The 18,819-nt window shown below is 70.1% G+C and carries 17 protein-coding genes, 1 tRNA gene and 1 pseudogene; 10 read left to right on the forward strand and 9 right to left on the reverse strand.

Going from position 1 to position 18,819, the window contains the following annotated elements; genetic code table 11:
* Window positions 1–307: 307 nt before the first annotated feature.
* Complete coding sequence (locus J5V16_RS05755) at window positions 308–1,765, reverse strand: family 43 glycosylhydrolase (RefSeq protein WP_208495142.1); 1,458 nt, start codon at window positions 1,763–1,765, stop codon at window positions 308–310.
* Between the two features lie 145 nt (window positions 1,766–1,910).
* The gene (locus J5V16_RS05760; protein ID WP_208495144.1) at window positions 1,911–2,894 is read right to left on the reverse strand and encodes an aldo/keto reductase; all 984 of its coding nucleotides are present in this window, start codon (window positions 2,892–2,894) and stop codon (window positions 1,911–1,913) included.
* A gap of 123 nt (window positions 2,895–3,017) precedes the next feature.
* On the opposite strand from J5V16_RS05760, the gene J5V16_RS25415 reads away from it, so the two are divergent.
* The gene (locus tag J5V16_RS25415) at window positions 3,018–4,016 is read left to right on the forward strand and encodes a class I SAM-dependent methyltransferase (protein ID WP_208495146.1); all 999 of its coding nucleotides are present in this window, start codon (window positions 3,018–3,020) and stop codon (window positions 4,014–4,016) included.
* Between the two features lie 34 nt (window positions 4,017–4,050).
* On the opposite strand, the gene J5V16_RS05770 is transcribed toward J5V16_RS25415, so the two are convergent.
* The 4 genes from J5V16_RS05770 to J5V16_RS05785 form a co-directional block, all read right to left on the reverse strand.
* Window positions 4,051–4,533 (reverse strand): cellulose-binding domain-containing protein, encoded by a 483-nt coding sequence (locus J5V16_RS05770; RefSeq protein ID WP_208495148.1) that lies wholly within the window; start codon window positions 4,531–4,533, stop codon window positions 4,051–4,053.
* Between the two features lie 133 nt (window positions 4,534–4,666).
* Window positions 4,667–5,572 (reverse strand): non-homologous end-joining DNA ligase, encoded by a 906-nt coding sequence (ligD, locus tag J5V16_RS05775; RefSeq protein ID WP_243900855.1) that lies wholly within the window; start codon window positions 5,570–5,572, stop codon window positions 4,667–4,669.
* A complete protein-coding gene (gene ligD / locus J5V16_RS05780; protein ID WP_208495627.1) occupies window positions 5,572–6,495 on the reverse strand; it encodes a non-homologous end-joining DNA ligase in 924 nt (307 codons plus the stop codon). The genes ligD (J5V16_RS05775) and ligD (J5V16_RS05780) overlap by 1 nt, the downstream gene beginning before the upstream one ends.
* Before the next feature lie 17 nt (window positions 6,496–6,512).
* Entirely contained in the window at window positions 6,513–7,103 is a 591-nt protein-coding gene (locus J5V16_RS05785) for a DNA polymerase ligase N-terminal domain-containing protein (RefSeq protein ID WP_208495150.1), read from the reverse strand.
* Window positions 7,104–7,193: 90 nt separating this feature from the next.
* Between J5V16_RS05785 and ku the strand changes: the two genes are divergently transcribed.
* From ku to J5V16_RS05800, 3 genes are all read left to right on the forward strand, one after another.
* Window positions 7,194–8,114 carry a non-homologous end joining protein Ku gene (gene ku, locus J5V16_RS05790; RefSeq protein ID WP_208495153.1) on the forward strand — a complete coding sequence of 307 codons (921 nt, stop codon included), beginning with the start codon at window positions 7,194–7,196 and terminating at the stop codon, window positions 8,112–8,114.
* 6 nt (window positions 8,115–8,120) lie between these two features.
* A complete protein-coding gene (locus tag J5V16_RS05795) occupies window positions 8,121–8,513 on the forward strand; it encodes a hypothetical protein (protein WP_208495154.1) in 393 nt (130 codons plus the stop codon).
* Window positions 8,514–8,703: 190 nt separating this feature from the next.
* Window positions 8,704–9,453: a glycoside hydrolase family 12 protein gene (locus tag J5V16_RS05800; protein ID WP_208495155.1), complete on the forward strand. Its 750-nt coding sequence runs from the start codon at window positions 8,704–8,706 to the stop codon at window positions 9,451–9,453.
* Window positions 9,454–9,514: 61 nt separating this feature from the next.
* Here the strand turns inward: J5V16_RS05800 and J5V16_RS05805 are convergent, their stop codons facing one another.
* Window positions 9,515–9,679 (reverse strand): hypothetical protein, encoded by a 165-nt coding sequence (locus J5V16_RS05805; protein ID WP_208495156.1) that lies wholly within the window; start codon window positions 9,677–9,679, stop codon window positions 9,515–9,517.
* 801 nt (window positions 9,680–10,480) lie between these two features.
* On the opposite strand from J5V16_RS05805, the gene J5V16_RS05810 reads away from it, so the two are divergent.
* Window positions 10,481–10,554, forward strand: a tRNA-Pro gene (locus tag J5V16_RS05810).
* A gap of 136 nt (window positions 10,555–10,690) precedes the next feature.
* Here the strand turns inward: J5V16_RS05810 and J5V16_RS05815 are convergent.
* The gene (locus J5V16_RS05815; RefSeq protein WP_208495157.1) at window positions 10,691–11,647 is read right to left on the reverse strand and encodes an NAD(P)-dependent alcohol dehydrogenase; all 957 of its coding nucleotides are present in this window, start codon (window positions 11,645–11,647) and stop codon (window positions 10,691–10,693) included.
* 420 nt (window positions 11,648–12,067) lie between these two features.
* Here J5V16_RS05815 and J5V16_RS05820 point away from each other — a divergent pair.
* Window positions 12,068–12,709, forward strand: a pseudogene (locus J5V16_RS05820) (GH12 family glycosyl hydrolase domain-containing protein); the annotation flags it as partial.
* A gap of 193 nt (window positions 12,710–12,902) precedes the next feature.
* The gene (locus tag J5V16_RS05825; protein WP_208495158.1) at window positions 12,903–13,133 is read left to right on the forward strand and encodes a hypothetical protein; all 231 of its coding nucleotides are present in this window, start codon (window positions 12,903–12,905) and stop codon (window positions 13,131–13,133) included.
* Between the two features lie 96 nt (window positions 13,134–13,229).
* Here the strand turns inward: J5V16_RS05825 and J5V16_RS05830 are convergent, their stop codons facing one another.
* Window positions 13,230–16,559: a GNAT family N-acetyltransferase gene (locus tag J5V16_RS05830; RefSeq protein WP_208495159.1), complete on the reverse strand. Its 3,330-nt coding sequence runs from the start codon at window positions 16,557–16,559 to the stop codon at window positions 13,230–13,232.
* A gap of 188 nt (window positions 16,560–16,747) precedes the next feature.
* On the opposite strand from J5V16_RS05830, the gene J5V16_RS05835 reads away from it, so the two are divergent.
* The 3 genes from J5V16_RS05835 to J5V16_RS05845 are packed head-to-tail and all read left to right on the forward strand — an operon-like array spanning window position 16,748 to window position 18,680.
* Complete coding sequence (locus tag J5V16_RS05835; RefSeq protein WP_208495160.1) at window positions 16,748–17,401, forward strand: hypothetical protein; 654 nt, start codon at window positions 16,748–16,750, stop codon at window positions 17,399–17,401.
* 11 nt (window positions 17,402–17,412) lie between these two features.
* Window positions 17,413–18,177, forward strand: coding sequence for a hypothetical protein (locus J5V16_RS05840; RefSeq protein ID WP_208495161.1), 765 nt, complete (start codon window positions 17,413–17,415; stop codon window positions 18,175–18,177).
* A 17-nt stretch (window positions 18,178–18,194) separates the two neighbouring features.
* Window positions 18,195–18,680 (forward strand): hypothetical protein, encoded by a 486-nt coding sequence (locus tag J5V16_RS05845; RefSeq protein ID WP_208495162.1) that lies wholly within the window; start codon window positions 18,195–18,197, stop codon window positions 18,678–18,680.
* The last annotated feature ends 139 nt before the right edge of the window (window positions 18,681–18,819 follow it).

Here is an 18,819-nt window from a genome sequence, read left to right on the forward strand (position 1 = left end):
GGGTTCGAGGAGGGCGAAGTCGGTGTCGAGCACCTCCCCCGCGCGGGTGCTCCGCACGCGCAGCGAATCGCGGCCCCAGGCCTGCACGACGAGCGTCTCGCCGTCGCCGCGCCAGGTGATGGCGTCCTTCGCCGTCTCGAACAGCTGCATAGGGGGTCTCTTTCCTTAGGGAGTAGGCGACTCGCGCCGCGAACCGGTTCGCGGGGAATCATGCCAAGAGTTCCGGCCGACGTCAAGCAGGGGTTCAGTCGGCGGGAGCGACGCTCGACCGCCCGGAGCCGATCGGGGCTCCGGGCGGTCGCGGGGGTCAGGTCAGGCGGAACGTGGCGTCCGTCCGGTCCTGCGCCGTGGCGGTCGTTTGGAGGTTGGCCAATCCTCCCGAGGCGCGGATGTACCGGCCCGGGAAGTTGAACGATTCGAAGGAGACGGCACCCGCATCGGCAAGCCCGCCCCGCTGGAAGAAGCTCGCGTCCGAGTCGAACACCGAAGAGCCGTCGTCGGCCTCGATCCACAGCTCATAGTTCTTGTGCCGCACATAGCGGCCCGGGAAGTTCGCCGACTCGAGCGAGACCGTCCCCGAACCGGCCAGGCCCGGCACGATCCGGAACTGCGAATCGGCCAGCATGGCGACGGCGGTGCCCGCCCGGACCCGGTAGTCGTAGTGGTTCAGGTAGGCGCCGGCCTGCCCGTACAGGGCGAACCGGTACGGCGTGGCGCCTGCGGCGACCGGGATGCCGAAGTCCGGCGTGCCGTCCGCGCGCCAGTAGACCTTCTGAATCCTGGTGTGCCGGTTGGGGTCGTAGAGCGGATCGCCGCTGATGGCCTTGTAGGGCCGGGCGTGGTAGACGAGGATGTCGCTCTGCCCGTCCTCGGAGACCGTCCAGGAGTTGTGGCCCGGACCGTACTGGCCCGTCGCGTCGCTGCTGCGCAGCACCGGCTGCGCGCTCTTCGTCCACGAAGCGGCGTTGAGGAGGTTCGCGCCCGACGAGGCGGTCAGGAGTCCGACCGCGTAGTTCGCGTCGGTGGCGCTGGCGGAGAAGGTCATGAAGATCCGGCCGTTTCGCGTCACGACCGACGGGCCCTCGTTCACCTTGACTCCGACGGTCTCCCACGCGTGGGTCGGCTTGCTGATGCGCACCGGCGTGCCGGTGATGGTCCACGGGCTCGTCATCGCGGCCAGGTAGAGGCTGGTGCCCGAGCCGAGTTCGGGGTCGCTCTGGGCCCAGCAGAGGTAGCGGGTCGAGCCCTGGGTGAACGTGGTCGCGTCGAGCGAGAACGAGTCGCGCGGCGTGACGATGCGGCCCTTCTCGGTCCAGGTGCCGCTCATCGGGTTCGCGCTGGCGTTCTCGAGCACGTACATGCGGATGGCCCACTTGTCCTCGGCGCGCCCGGCCGCGAAGTAGATGTACCACTTGCCGTTCACGTGGTGGATCTCCGGCGCCCAGATGTGCGCGCCCATCTCTCCGGTAGCGTGCTTGGTCCAGATCGTGGCCTCGGCGGCGGTCGCGAGCCCTTGCAGGGTGGTCGCGCGCCGCAGGATGATGCGGTCGTAGGCGGGGACGCTCGCGGTGAAGTAGTAGTACCCGTCGGTGTGCCGCCAGATGTGCGGGTCGGCGCGCTGCTGGATGAGCGGGTTGACGTACCGGACGGCGGGGGTGTCGGCGGCCTGGGCGGCGCCGGGCGCGAAGGCGATGCCGGCGGTGGAGGCGGCGGCCACTCCGGCGGCCTGGAAGAGCCGGCGGCGACTGAGCGGCGGGTGCTGCATGAGGGACTCCAGAGGGATCTCGAATTGTGATCGGTAACAATATTGCGGTCAGATTAACCGGGCACCCCTCAAAAGTCAACGATATCGATCCGTCGATATCAACGGCCGCGGAGGCCTGGCGCCTCCGGGGAGGCGCCAGGGGCGGCTACCAGCGGTGGTGGACCTGGGCGCGGATCTTCGCGTCGTACAGGTCGCGCACGGCTTCGAGCGTCGATTCGGGCAGCGGCGCGAGGTCGGCCGCGGCGGCGTTCGCCAGCGCCTGCTCGGGGTTGCGGGCGCCGGGGATCACCGTGGAGACGCCGGGCTGCTGGATGAGCCAGCGCAGCGCGGTCTGCGCCGGGGTCGCGCCTTCCGGTGCGAGCGAGGCGAACTCGACGGCGGCTTCCACGCCGGTGGCGTAGTCGACGCCGGAGAAGGTCTCGCCTTGGTCGAAGGCCTCGCCGTGGCGGTTGTAGGTGCGGTGGTCGTTGGCGGCGAACTCGGTGTCCTTGGTGTACTTGCCCGAGAGCAGGCCCGAGGCGAGCGGCACGCGCGCGATGATCCCGACGCCGGCCGCCTCGGCGGCGGGCAGGACGGCCTCGAGCGGCTTGAGCCGGAACGGGTTGAGGATGATCTGGACACTGGCGGTCCCGGACCGCGCGATCGCGGTCAGGGCCTCGTCGCAGGTCTCGACGCTGACGCCGTATGCGGCGATGCGGCCCTCGTCCACGAGGGTGTCGAGCGCGTCGAAGACGGCGTCGGAGCTGTAGACCGGCGTGGGCGGGCAGTGGAGCTGGACCAGGTCGAGGCGGTCGACGCCGAGGTTGGCGCGGGACCGGTCGGTCCAGGCCCGGAAGTTGTCGAGCGTGTAGAGGGCCGGGTCGAGGGCGACGCGGCGGCCCATCTTGGTGGCGACCAGGACCTCGGCGTCGGGGCGCTCCTTGAGGAAGCGGCCGATCAGCTGCTCGGAGCGGCCGTCGCCGTAGACGTCGGCGGTGTCGAAGAAGGTGACGCCGGCCGCGACGGCCGCCTCCAGGACGGCGAGCGCGTCCGCTTCCCGCACCTCGCCCCAGTCGGCGCCGAGCTGCCAGGTGCCGAGGCCGACCACTGACACCGTCTGGCCGCTCCGGCCGAATGCGCGCTGCTCCATTGTTCCCCCAAGTCGTCGTGCGTGCGGGGGCCAGTCTAGGGCTCGGTGCGCGGGGCCGGTGAGGGTCCGGGCGACGTCGTCGTGAGCGCCGGTTCGCGGGCGCGGCGGCGTATAGTCGCCGTCGTGCGCTACTACGTTCAGTTTCCTGCGGGAACAGGCGAATTGGTCGCGGCGTCGATCGGCTCGCACGTGGACCGGCCGGAGATCGTCTACGCCGACGACAGCTCGCTGATCTTCGAGTCGGACAGCGGCTACGGGCAGGTGGTGCGGATCCCGTTCGTGAAGAACTCGTTCTCGGTGATCGCGGACGTGGAGCGGCGCGACGTCGACCGGGGCGTCATGGAGCTGGCGGAGAGCCTGCGCTACGACGGGCTCGACGCCCGGGCCGACACGTTCCGGGTGATGTTCCATGTGGACGGCGAGCTGATCGCCGTGGGCTCCAGGGCGAAGCGCGCGCTCGAGACCGAGATCGCGTACGCCTCGGGGCAGCGCATGGTCGGGCGCGGCTCGGGCGAGGAGTACTGGGTGGTGGGCCGGACGGACTTCGACCACCTGATGCTGTGCCGCCGCCACATCCGGCCGAAGCGCTCGGCGAAGGCGGCGGGGGCGATCTCGCACGAGCTGTCGTCGCTGCTCGTGGCCGCGTCGAAGCCGCGGGCCGACGACGTGTTCCTCGACCCGTTCGCGGGTTCGGGCTCGTTCCCGCTCGCCCGGATGTCGTTCCCTGCGCGGCGGATCGTGTATTCGGACGCGAACCTCGAACGGCTGCAGGGGGATTTCCCGGCGGGTATCCGCGACGGGATCGAGTTCCTGGACGAGGACGCCCTAGCACTGCCGTCCTTTCAGGATGATGAAGTGGACGTGATCGTCACCGATCCGCCGTGGGGCGAGTACGAGGACCTGCCGCTGGCGCTGCCGGAGTTCCTGGGCGCGATGGCGCGCTCCTTCGACCGGGTGCTCGACGCGCGCACCGGGCGGTTCGTGCTGCTGATCGCCCGGATGGCGGCAGAGGAGGCCGAGCGGGCGCTGCGGGCGAACCGCCTCGCGATCGCGTCCGAGCACGAGGTGCTGGTGAACGGCCACCCGGCGACGGTCTTCGTGGGCGGCCGCGGAGCGGCGTGAGGACCGTGGTCCTCACGCCGCCAAGGGTGTCCGCTCAAGCGGCCGAGCCGGTGGGCGGCTCACTCGTGGGCGGGGTGGTGGGCTCGCCGACGCTGCCGTCGCAGACCCTCCCGTTGAGCCGGAACTCGGTCGGGTTGGTGTTGACCCCCGCCCAGTACCCGTTGAACCCGAACGAGGCCGAGGCGCCGGTGGCGATCTCGGCGTTGTAGCCCAGGTCCTCGGCGACCACGGTCTCGCCCGTGGTCGTGTACTCCGCGTTCCACATCTGCGTCACGTGCTGGCCTTCGAGCCAGACCCACTCGAGGTCCCAGCCGTCGATCGGCTCGCCGAGGTTGATCACCTTCACGTCGGCGGTGAAGCCGCCCGGCCACTGGCCGGTGACGTTGTACTCGACCTCGCAGCCTTGGGCCGCTTGGGCACTGGCGGCCACGAGGAGGCCGGCGGTCAGGACGGCGGCGGCCGACGCCGCGATCGCGCCGAGGCGCAGCCGTCGTCGATGCACAGTGGTCGGACTCATGTGGAGTCTCCTTGCCGGAAAAGGGATTTTCGAAGGGCGCAGCGCCGTCGCCGGGGGAATCGGGGTCGAGCGCTGCCACCTCAGACTAGGTTTGCCGTCCAAACCTCGTCAATAGATCGATCTACACTCTTCACTATCGCCAGGAGTCGAGGCGTTCGCGGACGGCGTGCGGCGAGGCCGCGTGGGCGTCCATGCCGGACCAGGGGTCGGACTTGCGGGCGAGTCGGCGGCGGATGGAGGCGATCGTGAACGTGTCCGGGTCGGTGCGGCTCAGCTCGCTCCAGTTGAGGGGCGTGGCGACGGTCGCGCCGGGGCGGGCGCGCAGGGAGTAGGGCGCGATGAAGGTCTGCGAGCGGCCGTTGCGGTTGACGTCGAGGAAGATCCGGTCGCCGCGGCGGTTCTTGCGCTGGGCGGTGGTGAGCCGGTCGGGGTCGTCGGCGGCGAGCCGGTCGGCGAGGTCCCCGGCGAGGTCGCGCACGAACCGGTAGTCGCCGCCGCGGTCGAGCGGTGCGACGACGTGGAAGCCGCGCCCGCCCGTGGCCTGCAAGTACGGGGTGAGGCCGGCGTCGGTGAAGAGGTCGCGGGCGCGTCGGGCGACCGACCGCAGCTCGGCCACCGTGACGCCGTCGGGCGGGTCGAGGTCCATGACGAGCCGGTCGGGTCGGTCGAGGTCGGCGGTGGTCGCGGTCCAGATGTGGTACTCGATCGTGCCCAGGTTCGCCAGGTAGAGCAGGGACGCCGCGTCGTCGCAGACGACGTACTGGATGCTGCCTTCGCTGCGGCGGTGCGGGACGTCGACGGTCTCGATCCACTCCGGGAAGTGGCCGGAGGTGTCCTTCTGGAAGAACCCCTCGGTCGAGATCCCGTGCGGGTAGCGGCGCATCGTCAGCGGCCGCCCGTGCAGGTGCGGGAGCATCGCCTCGGCGACCGCGAGGTAGTGGACGAGCATGTCCCCCTTGGTCACACCGTTGTCCGGATAGAGCACCTTATCGAGAGTGGACACCTTGATGTCCTGCCCGGCCACGTGGATCTGCGCCATCAGACGGTCTCCTTGACGACGTCCTCGGCGGGCTTGTCCGTCCGCTCGCCCTGATAGCGCGGGTGGCGCAGCATGCCGTCGGTCGTCCACTCGGTGAAACCCACCTGCACCACCAGCTCCGGCTCGATCCAGTGCGCCCCCTTCTCGCGCACCCGGTCCTGGAACGGGCTCGAGTCCCGCTCCAGACTGTCCATCCGGGCCCGGAGCGCCCGCAAGGTGCGCTCGTCGTAGCCGGTGCCGACCTTGCCCGCGTAGCGGAGCGGGCCAGGGCCGTCGTGGTAGCCCACGAGCAGCGCCCCGAACCCGGCCCGCGAGCCCTGCGGCTCGGTGAAGCCGCCGACCACGAACTCCTGGTCGCGCACGCACTTGAACTTGAGCCAGTCCTTCGAGCGGCCCCCGCGGTAGCGCGAGGCCGCGCGCTTGGCGATCACGCCCTCCCAGCCGCGCCCGCACGCGTCCTCGAAGTACTCCCGCCCGACCGTGTTGCGGTGCACCGAGTACCGCAGCGGGTCGCGGAAGTCGAACGCGCGCTTGAGGAGCCGTTTGCGGTCCCGCAGCGGGAAGCGCGTCAGGTCCTCGCCGCCGAGGGAGAGCAGGTCGAACACGTAGTAGTAGACGTCGACGCCCGTCGCGGCGATCCGCGCGGCGCCGGTGAGGTGCATGCGCGCCTGGAGGCGGGCGAAACTCGTCTGCCTGCCGTCGAAGGCGACGATCTCGCCGTCCACCGCGAACTCCGGCCCGCCCAGCTCCGCGAGCGCCTCCACCAGCTCGGGGAAGCTCGCGTCGGCCCGCCGCTCGTTGCGCGACCACAGCTGCACCGCGCCGCCGCCCTCGCGCACGGCCAACGCGCGCATCCCGTCGAACTTCCGCTCGAAGATCCAGTCGCCGCTGGAGAAGCGGCGCTCGGTGAGCGTCGCGAGCATGAGCGGTTGGAAGCCGGTCACGCGAGGTCCCGGTTGGTGCGGCCGGTGAGCACCGATTCGAGCTGGGTCTTGGCGGGCTTTCGGCGGCGGTCGACGCCTTCGTCGTCGACCTTGACGAGCAGCCAGTTGTCCTCGTCGTCGCCCATGCGGGACAAGGCGAAACCGCCCATGATCTTCTCGCCGGCGAGCCAGACCTTGATGTGGCCGTGCTCGAGGGCCTCCTCGATCGGGACCTCCTTGCCGCGCTTCTCGGTGATGTTCACGTACCGGCCGGTGTCCCAGACGATCACGGTCCCGGCGCCGTACTCGCCATCGGGGATGCGGCCCTCGTAGTCGGCGTATTCGAGGGGGTGGTCCTCGGTGCGGACGGCGAGGCGCTTGTCGGCGGGGTCGAGGGACGGACCCTTGGGGACGGCCCAGGAGACGAGCACGTCGTCGATCTGGAGGCGGAAGTCGAAGTGCAGGCGGGTGGCGTCATGGCGCTGGATGACGAAGAGCTCGCCCACGTCGCTGGCGGCGCGGCGCGCCGCGCGGCCGCCGGCGGGTTCGCTGGACTTGGCGAAGTCGCGTTTCCGGCGGTAGTCGGCGAGCTTGCCACCTCGTGCCATGAGCGCAAGATACCCGAGAGGCGGGCGCGACAAACGAGGAATCATCACGTATCGCACGCGACCCACCACTCACAGTGGCATGCTGTTCTCATGCCAGGGGCTATCTGGGACGGCGTCATCGCATTCGGGTTGGTCAGCATCCCGATCCGGCTCCGCGCGGCCACGGGCAGCCACGACCTCTCACTGCACCAGTACCACGCGGCCGACGGCGGCCGCATCCGCTACCAGAAGGTCTGCGAGCTCGACGGCGAGGTGGTCGAGCCCGACGACATCGCGAAGGGCACCGAGACCGACGATGGCGACATCGTGCTCCTCGACGACGACGACTTCGCCGACCTGCCCGTCAGCACCTCCAAGACCATCGAGGTCATCGGGTTCATCCCCGCCGAGAAGATCGACCCGATCTTCTACGAGCGGTCCTACTACGCCGAGCCCGGCAAGGCCGCCGCGCGGCCGTACGCGCTCCTGCGCGAGTCGCTCGTCGACTCCGGCCGCATCGCGGTCGTCCGGGTCACCCTGCGGCGGCGCGAGAGCCTGGCCGCGCTCCTCCCCCGCGAGGACGTGCTGGTCCTGCACACGATGGTCTGGCCCGACGAGATCCGCGAGCCCGAGGCCTCCGGCCTCGGCGGCGAGGCCAAGGCCGCCGAGCTGAAGATGGCCGCCATGCTCATCGACTCGATGGCCATGGACGAGTTCCACCCCGAGGACTACACCGACGACTACCAGGAGGCCCTGTACGAACTCATCGAGGCCAAGGCCCACGGCCGCACCCTCAAGGCGAAGGTCAAGGCGGAGCCGAAGGCGAAGGTCATCGACCTGATGGAGGCGCTGGCCAAGAGCGTCGACCAGGCCAAGTCCGGGTCGGGACGGCGGCGGCCGGCCAAGCAGGCGGTGAAGCAGACCGCGAAGAAGGCGGCCAAGAAGGCGACCGCCAAGAAGACGGCCAAGAAGTCCGCCGCGCGCAAGACGACCGCGAAGAAGGCCCCCGCGGCCAAGCGCAAGAGCGCGTGACCGGCGATGGCCCGCGCCGCTTCGCTCGACGCCCGCTACCCGCTGCCGGACTGGACGGTCGACACGGGTTTCAAGCGCGACCTGACGCTCGCGGTCGCCGCGGCCGTCGGCAACGCGGTGGAGGAGTGGCCGGACCTCGAAGGGCCGCAGGCGCAGTCGGACCACGCCGAGCGCGTCACGGCGGCCGCGCGGGCCGCGATCGCGCCGCTGCTGACCTGGCTCGAGGAGTGCCCGGGCGTCGGCTACCCCGGCGACCCGCTCGTCTCCTACATCGGGCAGCTGGCCCTGACCCGGCCCGGCGAGGCTCCCGATCCCCCGCACTACCGCGAACTGCTCCGCGCCTACAGCCGCCACCTGGCCCGGTTGGCAGACAGCTACCGCACTCGCATACAACCCTGATTAATCGGATCTTATTGTCAGTCTTTTGCACCATTTCAGCATTATCACGCGGTTTCGAGGCTAGTTCTCATAGTGGATGAGTAGATACATCTGACCTTAATTTGTTTATCTACTCGATCAAACATTGACTTCCGGACGGTTCGCATCGCAACATGTCTATATGCATATTTCGATCCGAGGGAGGGATTCGATGACCGTCAGCAGCATGTCGGCCCGCTTGGGCCGCTTGGCCCTGATCGTCGCCGTGATCGCCGGGTTCCTGAGCTTCGCGTCTCCGGCGCAGGCGCAGGTGTACTCCACGTGCGACCGGTGGGGCAGCTGGAGCCAGGGCACCTGGACGATCCACAACAACATCTGGGGCGAGAACGGCGGCCGGCAGTGCCAGACCGTCAACAGCATCAAGTCCTGGTACGTCGACGCGAACCACTCCGGCGGCGGGATCAAGTCCTACCCCAACACCTCGGTCCGGCCCCAGACCCCGCTCAACCAGCTGCAGTCGGCGGGCTTCTGGTTCGACACGAGCTCGGCTCCCGTCACCGGCGGCGACAACTGGGGCTGGACCGCCGACCTCTGGTCGACCAACAACCAAGACGAGATCATGGTCTTCACCAGCTGGACCCCCGGACCGCTCGGCGGCTGGGGCAGGCAAGTCGCGACCAACGTGACCGTCGGCGGCATCCTCTACTCCTCGGTCTGGCAGGCCGACCCGGGCTGGAACGTCCTCCAGTTCGTCCCCGCCCAGCAGCGCAACACCGGCACCATCGACGCCGCGGCGATCTGGCGCTGGTCCGCCTCCCAGAACCTCCTGCGCAACACCACCTTCGACACCATGCAGTTCGGCTTCGAGTGCTCCTCGACCGGCGGCGTGTCCAAGCGTTACTCGCTGAACGCCTACAGCGCCTGGTGGAGCAACACCTCCGGCGGCGGCTCGAGCATCTGATCCTGCAGCAGACGCGCAAAGGCCGGCGGCCCCACCCGGGCCGCCGGCCGTTTCCCTTGCGTCAGTTCACTTTGAACCCTTGCGAGTCGCCGTACGAGACCAGCTGCTCCTGCCAGGCCTGCAGGCCCGCGTTGAGGTCGCTCTGATCGGTGTAGGCGACGCCCACGGTGTCCGGGAAGACGCTGTCGGCGTACACCTGGAACGGCAGGTACTGGGAGTCGGGCACCACGTTCTGCGAGGCCGCGACCGAGACCTGGTTGATCCGCTGGCCGCCGAAGTGCTCGGGGGCCTCGGCCAGGAACTCCTCGGAGTTGAGGTAGGGGTGGTGGACGGGAAGCCGCCGCTCTCCAGGAACACGTCGATGCTCTGCTCGGAGCTGTTGAGCCAGCGCAGGAACGCGGCCGCGAGCGCCGGGTCTCGGACTGCTTCAGGACCGCCTGGGAGCTGCCGCCGTTCTCGGCCGTGACGGGCGTGCCGTCGTAGCTGGGGACAGGGGCCACGCGCCAGTCGCCGGCGCCGTCGGGCACGGAGCCCTCGAGGATGCCCGGCATCCAGGCGCCGATGATGAGGCTGGCGACAATGCCGTCGGACAGGGCCTGCCACCAGTCGTCGCTCCAGGTCGGGATGGGCGCGAGGTAGCCGGGTTCGAGCATGATCATCGGCCCGGAGTCCTGCGACAGGCCGTAGATGCCGTCCGCGAGGTTCTCGGCGTCCCAAGTGGACACATACTGGGACTCGAGGTCGGCGAAGCCGTATTGGGTCAGGTCGACCAGGGAGTCAGCGAGCGCGAACTGCCGCACGGCGCGTACTCGATCTGCGCGACGTCGGGCGCGCCGGAGCCGGCGGCCGCGGCGGCGGCCGCCTCAGAGCGGCCAAGCGTCGACCTAACAGAAATGTTATCGAAAACATAGATGCCCGTCGACCCATCTCCCCGCGGCGACCAGGCCGGACGACCACTCCCGGCCGGGCCCGGATTCCCGGCAGAGGTGCTGTACCCTTGCTACGGCCGTCCTCCAGGGACGGCCATCGGGACGTGGCGCAGCTTGGTAGCGCACCCGCTTTGGGAGCGGGGGGTCGCAGGTTCAAATCCTGTCGTCCCGACTCAAGACCAGTGATCAGACGGGGATTCGGGGAATCAGGAGCCCCGTCCGCCGGTCATTCGCCGGTGAACCAGGATCTCTCGGCGCGCCGGCTCGGCAGTGCCGAGGCACCGCCGCATCCTCCCGCCTCAAGCGCGTTAGGCGACCTCGACGACGAACTTCCCCCGATGGTCGCCGGCCGCGAGCTTCGCGAACGCCGCCGGCGCCTCCTCCAGCGGGAACACCCGGTCGATCACCGGCGCGGCCGATCCCTCGACGACCAGTGCCGTCACCGCTTCCAGGTCCTCGCGCGACTGCGGTACTGCGAGCACCCGCACCCGCTTTCGCACCGCCCAGCCGATCGGCGCGCCCGCGACGAGCGTCGCCAGGAGGATCCGGGCGTGCCCGCCGACCATCAAATACGACCCGTGCGGGCGCAGCGCCCGATGCACGCGGTGCGGCGGGCGCTGCGCCACCAGGTCGATCACCAGGTCGTAGGCGTCTCGCCGGTCGGCCCAGTCCTCCGACTCGTACCCGATCACCGCGTCGGCCCCGATACTGAGCAGGTAGCTCCCCTTCGCCGCCGCGTCGACCGCGGTCACCTCCGCGCCGCAGTGCTTCGCCAGCGCGACCACGAACGCGCCCCCGGCCCCGCCCGCGCCATTCACCAGGACCTTGTCTCCCGGGCGCACCCCGCGGGTCGCCCTGTACGCGATGCACCCCGCCTGCGGGATCGCCGCCGCCTCCGCGAACGACAGCCCGGACGGCTTGCGCGACAGCAGCTTCGGCGGCGTCGCCACGTACTCCGCGAGGCCCCCGCGATACCCCGCGAGCTCCCCGAACACCTCATCGCCGGGCCGGAACTCGCTCACCCCGGCCCCGACCGCCGCCACGACTCCGGCTATGTCCGAGCCCGGCACCGGGTGCCGCGGCCGCCGGAGCCCGCCGATCCGCGAGTACGCCGGACTCCCCGCCAGATTCTCCCGGTCCGACCCGTTGAGCGACACCGCCTTGACCCTGACCAGCACCTCGCCATCGGCCGGCACCGGGTCGGGGAGCTCCCCGATGCGCAGATCGGCGGCGCTTCCGTACCGTTCCTGGATCACGGCTCGCATGAGGGCTCCCGGGGCGGAGAAGGAATTTGCTCCAGAGTAGACCGCGATGCGGTGCCGCGCGGACCGCATGGCACGGAAACGATCGCCCCGCACAGACCCGAACGGACAGGATCGGCGCCGCTGGTCGGACTGGGCGGGCGGCGGCTTCTCAGACTATGTATTGACATGTAACAATCTCTTGGGTCATCATGAACGCCTCAAACCGGCTCAGGTTCGTGCAAACGGACCCGAGACCGGTCCCCTCCCCACCGTCTAGAGGAGTCGAGATGTCCTCAAGGATGAGCGTCTCTCTCACGCGCCATCGCCGCGTTCTGCATCGCCCTGGCTTCGACGCTGGTCGCGGCCTCACCTGCGCAGGCCGCCTCGACCTGTACCTCGGGCGGCACCGTCGCCATGGGCAAGTACTAAGTCGCCAACAACCTCTGGGGTGCCGGTTCCGGTTCCGGTTGGCAGTGCGCCTGGGACTCATGGCAGTCCGGCGACACGATCGGTTGGGGCACGAACTGGAACTGGAGCGGGCAGTCGAACGCCGTCAAGGGCTATAGCAGCGTCGTCCTCGGCTGGCACTGGGGATGGCAGCGTCCGGGCACCGAACTGCCCGTGCGGATCTGGGACAACCGAAGCATCCCGACCACCTGGAACTACTCGGTGAGCGGGTCTGGCACGATGAACGTCGCCTACGACCTGTGGCTGCACACGCAGTCGAATCCCGACTCTTCGAGCACTCCGACCGACGAGATCATGATCTGGCCCTATCGGTTCGGCGGGGCGGGCCCGGCGGGCACGTACCAGACGACGGTCAACATCGGCGGCGCCAACTGGGACCTCTACCGCGGCTGGATCAACGCGGGGAACGGGAACGGCTGGAACGTCTTCTCGTTCGTGCGGACCTCGAACACCACTTCGGTGAGCCTCAATCTGCGGGACTTCGTCAACGACCTGGTCTACAACCGGCAGTGGCTGAGCAACGCCAAGTACCTGACGAGCATCCAGGCGGGCACCGAGGTCTTCATCGGCAGCGGCCAGCTCGACACCAACTCGTACTGGGTCGACGTCCAGTAGCAGCGAATCACCGGGGCGGGTCCGCGATCGCGGGCCCGCCCTTTTTCCGTTCATCGACTATGTCTCGACATGAAACGAACCCGGCTGGACGCGCGGAAGGCGGTGCGGGCCGGTTCGCCGGGCTTGACGTGTCGAGGCGGCACTCCCGGGTACTCCTGGACGAAAGCGACTTCGACGACTCGAGGGGAATAGCATGACCAGCGGCGACACCGGCCACATCACCGGTACACCCGACAAGGACTACAACCTCATCTGGTTCGTGGAAGCGTGCTTGAGCAACGCCCTGCGGCTGGAGACCTACATCGCCGACGCCGAGCGCGCGGGCGACAGCGAGTTGGCGGCGTTCTTCCAGCGCGCCCAGGGGGCGAGCCGCAAGGGCGCCGAGGAAGGCAAGGCGCTGCTGGCGAAGCGGCTCAACGGCTGACCGCTCACGGGATGATCGCCGACCCGATGGCGGTCGATGACACCTGTGCGGAACCGTCGGCAATCTTGTATCGGCCGGGTCGGCGGTTCCTCGGGGCTATGCGCACGGACGTGTGAGGGTCAGGACTCTGGTGGTCGTGCCGTCGTCCTCGGCGATGTCGCGGACGTGCTCGAAGCCGATCCGCTTCATGACCGCGAGCGAGGCGGTGTTGGGGTCGGCGACGGTGGCGTGGACTTCGTCGAGGCCGAGCACGTCGAAGCCGTAGTCGATGATCGCCTGCGCGAGTTCGGTGCCGAGGCCGCGGCCCCACGCATGGTGTGCGAGCGCGTAGATGAGCTCATGCCCGCCGGACTCTTCGGTGGGCTTGATCTCGGCGTGGCCGACGAAGACGCCGTTCTCGCGCACGGCCCAGACGTCGAACTTGTGCTCCGCGTACACCTTAGTGAAGATGCGGCCGAACAGCGCACGGTCCTCCTCCTTGGACTGGGGGCCGTTTCCCATCCACTGCGAGACGCGGGTGTCCTGGAACAGGGCGACGAAGTCCGCTTCGTCCGCGGTCGCATACGGCTCGAGGAGCAGGCGTTCGGTCTGCAGGACTGGAGTCATGGCCGGGATGCTGCCATAGGTCGGGTGATAGGGCAACCAGGTTTCGGACGGCGATCGAGGTAACTGCGCGCGTCCGTCGAGGCGGGCGCGGAGGCTTTCGGTCGCCGGGTGGGCTAGGTCTTCGCAGATGGCGAGGGCCGCTTCCCAGGCGCGGCGGGCTTCACGCGGGGCGCCGGCGGCGTGGTGGGTCTCTCCCAAGTGGATGAGGACTTCGGCTTCGCCGGGGCGGAAGCCGAGTTCGCGGAAGCGGGCGAGGGCGTGCTCGTACTCGGCGACGGCTCGCGCATGGTCGCCGAGGTGGTGGTGGACGGTGGCGATGTCGTCCCGGACCGCGTTCTCGCTGACGGGGTCGCCGAGGGCGCGGAAGAGCTCGACGGCCTGCTCGCAGTCGGGGAGCGCGGCGGCGTAATCGCCGGTGACGAGGTGGTGGTAACCGATGGCCTGGAGGGTGCGGGCCTGACCCATCCGGTCGCCGGAGGATTGGAAGAGGGCGAGAGCGCGGCGGGTGGCCTCGAGCGCTTCGGGGAGGCGGCCCTGGCGTCGCAGGAGGCGGCCGCGGAGGTGGTGGGCGTGGGCTTGGCCGCGCCGGTCGCCGTCGTTCTCGCACAAGGCGAGTGCGCGGTCGAGATAGACGTGCGCCTCGGGAAAGCGCCCCAGCCGGGCGCAGGTCTGTCCGAGGTCGCGGAGCGCGCGGGCCTGCGCGGCGGTGTCGCCGAGCCGGGTGGCCGCGGCGAGTGCCCGCTCACTGAGGACCGCGATCTCGGGCCAGCGGCCCTGCCGGTTGAGGTAGTTGAGGAGCGTCCACGCGAGCTGCCAGACGTGGACGTCGAAGCCGAGCGCCGCGGCGTGCTCGACGGCGGCGAGCAGGACTGGGGTCTCGGCGGCGAACCAGCGCATCGCAGCCGTACCGTCTATGATGGAGTGAGGAGCGATCTCCGTGGGGGCCAGGTTGATCGGTTCTCGGGACGGGTCGAGCAGCCGATCGCAGGCGAATGCGGTGTGCAGGTAGTGGTCGAGCAGGCCCCGCGCCGTCGCTTCGCGTTCGTCGGGCGCCTGCGCGGCGAGCTCGATCGCGAAGGCGCGCACCAGGTCGTGGAGGCCGTACCGGTGGTCGGGCGCGTGCAGGAGGAGGCTGGCCTCGACGAGTTCGGCCAGTGCCGCCCGGGTCGAAGGAAGGCTGGTGCGGGCGGCGCTCGCGGCGGCGCGCGCGGAGCAGTCGGGTCCAGGGTGGACGGCCAGGAGCCGGAGCAGCCGCGCTGCGGCGGGACTCAGCTGCCGGTAGGACCAGCGCAGGAGGGTCCTGGGGTCGGTCGCGGGATCGGCCGCACCGAGACCGTCGAGCAGCGTCCCGGCGCTGCCGAGCTCGTCGGCGAGGGCGGCGAGCGGGTCGCCGGGCCGTGAGGCCGCGTTCGCCGCGACGAGCGACAGCGCGAGCGGCAGGCCCTTGCAGGCGTCCGCGATGCGCTGCACCGCAATCGGATCGGAGGCGAGGCGTTCGGTTCCGAGCCGGCCGGCGAGGAGCGTCCGCGCCTGCGGCCCGTCCATGGCCTCGAGCGGCACGACCAGCGCCGCTGTCGAGGCGATCAGGCCGGTGAGGCGGTTGCGGCTGGTGACCACGACCGCGCAGTCGGGCGCGCCGGGCAGCAGCGGCCGCACCTGCACCGGGTCCCTGGCGTTGTCCAGGACGATGAGGATCCGCTTGTCCGCCAGCAGCCTCCGGAAGCGCGCCGCCCGCGCTTCGGTTCCGACCGGGATGCTCGCGGGCGCATCGCCAAGCGCCTCAAGGAACGTCCGCAGCACCTCCCCCGGGTCCGCCGGGGCCTCAGCGGGGCCGAAGCCCCGCAGGTCGGCGTACAGCCGACCGTCGGGGAAGTCGTCGGCGGCCCGATGCGCCCAGTGGACGGCGACCGCGGTCTTGCCCATGCCGGCGCTCCCGGAGACGACCGCGATCCGCGCCGGCGCGGCGGGATCCGCGATCGTGTCGAGGAGCTTGAGCTCCCGGTCCCTGCCGGTGAACACGCGCAACCCGAACGGCAACAGGTCGACCGGCGCGGCAGGCGGCGCGGCCGCCGGGCGCGGCTCGTCGGACCCGATGCGGCCGTTGAGGACCCGGTGGTGGACCTCCTGGAGTTCGCGGTCGGGTTCGGTGCCCAGTGCCTCGACGAGGCGTTCGCGGGTGCCGCGGTAGACCGCGAGGGCCTCGCCGCGCCGCCCGGACCGCGCGAGCGCGAGCATGAGCTGGGCGGCGAGGTGCTCGCGCAGCGGCTGCTGCGCGAGCAGCGTGCGCAGCTCGCCGATGAGCGCGGCGTGCGCTCCGAGGTCCATCTTGAGGTCGATGTGCCGCTCGGCGGCCTGGTCGAGGCGTTCCTGCAGTGCCGCCCTGAGCCCGTCGAAGCGGACGCCTGCGACGACGTCCTGGAACGGCTCGCCGCGCACGAGCGCCAGCGCCCGCTCCAGTGACGCCGCGGCGTCGGCGATACGGTCCGCCCGGCGGGCGAGTTCGACGTGCCGTTCGAAGTCCCACAGGTCGAGTTCGCCGGGCTCGACGCGAATGAGGAAGCCCTGGTCGTACCGGATCCGCGGTCCCCCATCGGCGGTTCCGCCCAGCAGGCTCCGCAGTTTCGAGATGTAGCTGCGCAGATTGGGTTCCGCGGACGGGGTCGGTTCGTCCCAGGCCAGTTCGATCAGGCGGGAGCGGCTGACGGTCCGGTTCGGGCTGGCGAGCAGCGCCGCCAGGACCGCGCGCTGGCGCGGGCCGCCGAGCCGCAGCAGGCGCCCCTCCGACTCCGCCTGAAGCGGTCCCAGCACGCGGAAGCGCATGGCGCACAGGTTAACAGCCGTCGTTTCCGAACAGCACAGAACACTGTGGCCCGCACCCTCGGTGACCAGTGCGTCCGCCTGTGTGGGCGCGGCGCGTATGCGCTTCGTATGCAGGGCTTGTACCGGCCGCTACCTACGCTGGCGGAGGCCGGTTCCCCCCTTTGACCGGCCGGAAGGGAAGGCACCCTATGTCGAGCACTTCTGCGAAGCGGTTGAGCGCCAGGACGATAGTCCTGTCCTCCGTCGCGTTCACGGTCGTCGCGGTCACGGCCGGCGCCGCTTGGGCGGCGATCACCGACAACATGTACCCCACCCCGTACGCGAACCTCGGCTGCTACAGCGAGAGCGGCCCCGACGGGAACCTCTCCTGCCAGACCGACAACGCCCAGCTGACGTACTACATGGACAGTGGAGGGACCAACGAGCTCGAGGCGGAGGACCGCCGGGTCGTCATCGACGTCATGTCGGACATCTACGCCCCCACCGACTTCACGGTCACCCTCGACACGTCGCCCGAGTTCTCGGGCAGCGCCGAGACCGACATCGTCTACGAGGAGAGCGGCATCGGCGTCCCCTCGGGCTCCGACGGCGTCACCTTCTGCAACAACGCCGCCAGCGACCTGCGCTGCGACCAGCAGTACATCCGCATCCTCGGCGGCGGCAACTACGTCCAGGGCCTCACCTGCCACGAGACCGGCCACGCCGTGGGCCTCGTCCACGGCAACCAGGCGTCGCCGCAGCTGAGCAACCGCGACGAGCGGCTCGGGTGCATGGAGACGCCGGTCAGCACCGACGAAGTCCTGCAGGACAACAACGTCGACAACATCAACGCGACCTACTGAGGAGGACCCCCATGCGCACCCGCACCCGTATCGCAGCGGCGGCCGGCATCGTCGCGTCCGCCTCCGTCACCGGCATCGCCGTCGCGGCGCTCGCCGCGCCCGCGGTCGACGGCCAGGCCGCCCCCGAACCCGATGTGCTGCTGGCCCACGGCAGCGACCACCTCCCGAGCGTGACGGCGACCGACTGGGTCACCTACGCCGACCACGTCCTCGTCGTCGAGGCCGTCGCCGAGGAGACCGTCCCGCCGTCCGAGAGCGAACTCGAACGCGGCGAGGGCATCATCGGCCGCGTCGTCTCGCTGGAGGTCCAGGACGTCCTCTGGTCGCGGGAGGGCGCCCCGCAGGCGGCCCCCGAGACCTGGGACTACTCGGCCCTCGGCTGGCACTTCGACGGGGGCGACCCCGACGACGCCGTCGAGATGGCACTGGCCGACTTCCCCCGCGTCGAGGTGGGCCACCAGTACGTGATGGCGATCCGCTGGGAGGAGGCCGTCTGCTCCCCCGGCGACTACCTCCCGGCCCAGTGGCGCAGCCTCGGCGAGGGCTCGGAGATCCCCTTCGACGACGCCACGCTCGGCAACGGCGAGTCCGAGGGGACCGTCCAGGACGCCGAGGCCTTCGCGGCCGCCACCGACTTCCACGCCGACGAAGGCGTCGAGGAGCTCCTGGCCGGGGAGGGCGCCGACGCGCTCGTCTCCGCCCTGGAGTCCGCGAGCCCGGACGCCGCCGCGCAGTCCGAGCTGCAGACCTTCGCCGCCGCCGCATCCTGCGAATGACCTGAAAGGACGATCTCTTGCAACGCTTCTCCGACCGGCTGGGGCGCAAGCTGAACCGCACCGCCTACCGCCTCGCGATGCTCCTCGCGGCCGCCGCGATCGCGGTGTTCGCCCTGCCCTCGGCGGCCATGGCCGAGGCCAACTACTACGCCGACTGCGAGCTCGAACGCGTGATCTGCGCGTACGGCGAGCGGGTCGGCCTCCCGCAGGGCGAGTGCATGACCACGAGCAGCACCTACCACAGCACCCAGGTCTGCGTCGACTACAGCGGCGACCACGTCTACGTCAGGGACGGCCAGGCCGACGGCTACGGCGCGGCGGCCATCATCTACTCCGACAACGGCGTCGCCCACCGCTGGTGCGCCAACGCCGAGGGCGCCGGAACCTGGGTCCACTGCAACTTCAACTGGGTGGAAGAGGGCGACCACGCGGTCGCGGGCGGCTACATCATCCAGTACTACGAAGAGCGCATGACCCAGCTCTGGTGGTGGAACGGCAAATAGCCCCCATACCCCTCGATGAGAGCCCCGGTCTGGGCGGCCGGGGCTCTCCTGTCTCCGATGCACTCCCCCGGGCCGACGAGAATACTTAGTTCCATCAATTGACAAACGGACCGATGGCTGCGTACCGTAACTCGCGGCA

The sequence above is a fragment of the Glycomyces niveus genome (assembly GCF_017592475.1).
GTDB classification, from domain to species: domain Bacteria; phylum Actinomycetota; class Actinomycetes; order Mycobacteriales; family Micromonosporaceae; genus Glycomyces; species Glycomyces niveus.

Bases quoted from the DNA above. Each gene is read 5' to 3' on its own strand.
- J5V16_RS05755 (WP_208495142.1), bottom strand. From the start codon at position 1,765: ATGCAGCACCCGCCGCTCAGTCGCCGCCGGCTCTTCCAGGCCGCCGGA.
- J5V16_RS05760 (WP_208495144.1), bottom strand. From the start codon at position 2,894: ATGGAGCAGCGCGCATTCGGCCGGAGCGGCCAGACGGTGTCAGTGGTC.
- J5V16_RS05770 (WP_208495148.1), bottom strand. From the start codon at position 4,533: ATGAGTCCGACCACTGTGCATCGACGACGGCTGCGCCTCGGCGCGATC.
- ligD (WP_243900855.1), bottom strand. From the start codon at position 5,572: ATGGCGCAGATCCACGTGGCCGGGCAGGACATCAAGGTGTCCACTCTC.
- ligD (WP_208495627.1), bottom strand. From the start codon at position 6,495: ATGCTCGCGACGCTCACCGAGCGCCGCTTCTCCAGCGGCGACTGGATC.
- J5V16_RS05785 (WP_208495150.1), bottom strand. From the start codon at position 7,103: ATGGCACGAGGTGGCAAGCTCGCCGACTACCGCCGGAAACGCGACTTC.
- ku (WP_208495153.1), top strand. From the start codon at position 7,194: ATGCCAGGGGCTATCTGGGACGGCGTCATCGCATTCGGGTTGGTCAGC.
- J5V16_RS05795 (WP_208495154.1), top strand. From the start codon at position 8,121: ATGGCCCGCGCCGCTTCGCTCGACGCCCGCTACCCGCTGCCGGACTGG.
- J5V16_RS05800 (WP_208495155.1), top strand. From the start codon at position 8,704: ATGACCGTCAGCAGCATGTCGGCCCGCTTGGGCCGCTTGGCCCTGATC.
- J5V16_RS05815 (WP_208495157.1), bottom strand. From the start codon at position 11,647: ATGCGAGCCGTGATCCAGGAACGGTACGGAAGCGCCGCCGATCTGCGC.
- J5V16_RS05825 (WP_208495158.1), top strand. From the start codon at position 12,903: ATGACCAGCGGCGACACCGGCCACATCACCGGTACACCCGACAAGGAC.
- J5V16_RS05830 (WP_208495159.1), bottom strand. From the start codon at position 16,559: ATGCGCTTCCGCGTGCTGGGACCGCTTCAGGCGGAGTCGGAGGGGCGC.
- J5V16_RS05835 (WP_208495160.1), top strand. From the start codon at position 16,748: ATGTCGAGCACTTCTGCGAAGCGGTTGAGCGCCAGGACGATAGTCCTG.
- J5V16_RS05840 (WP_208495161.1), top strand. From the start codon at position 17,413: ATGCGCACCCGCACCCGTATCGCAGCGGCGGCCGGCATCGTCGCGTCC.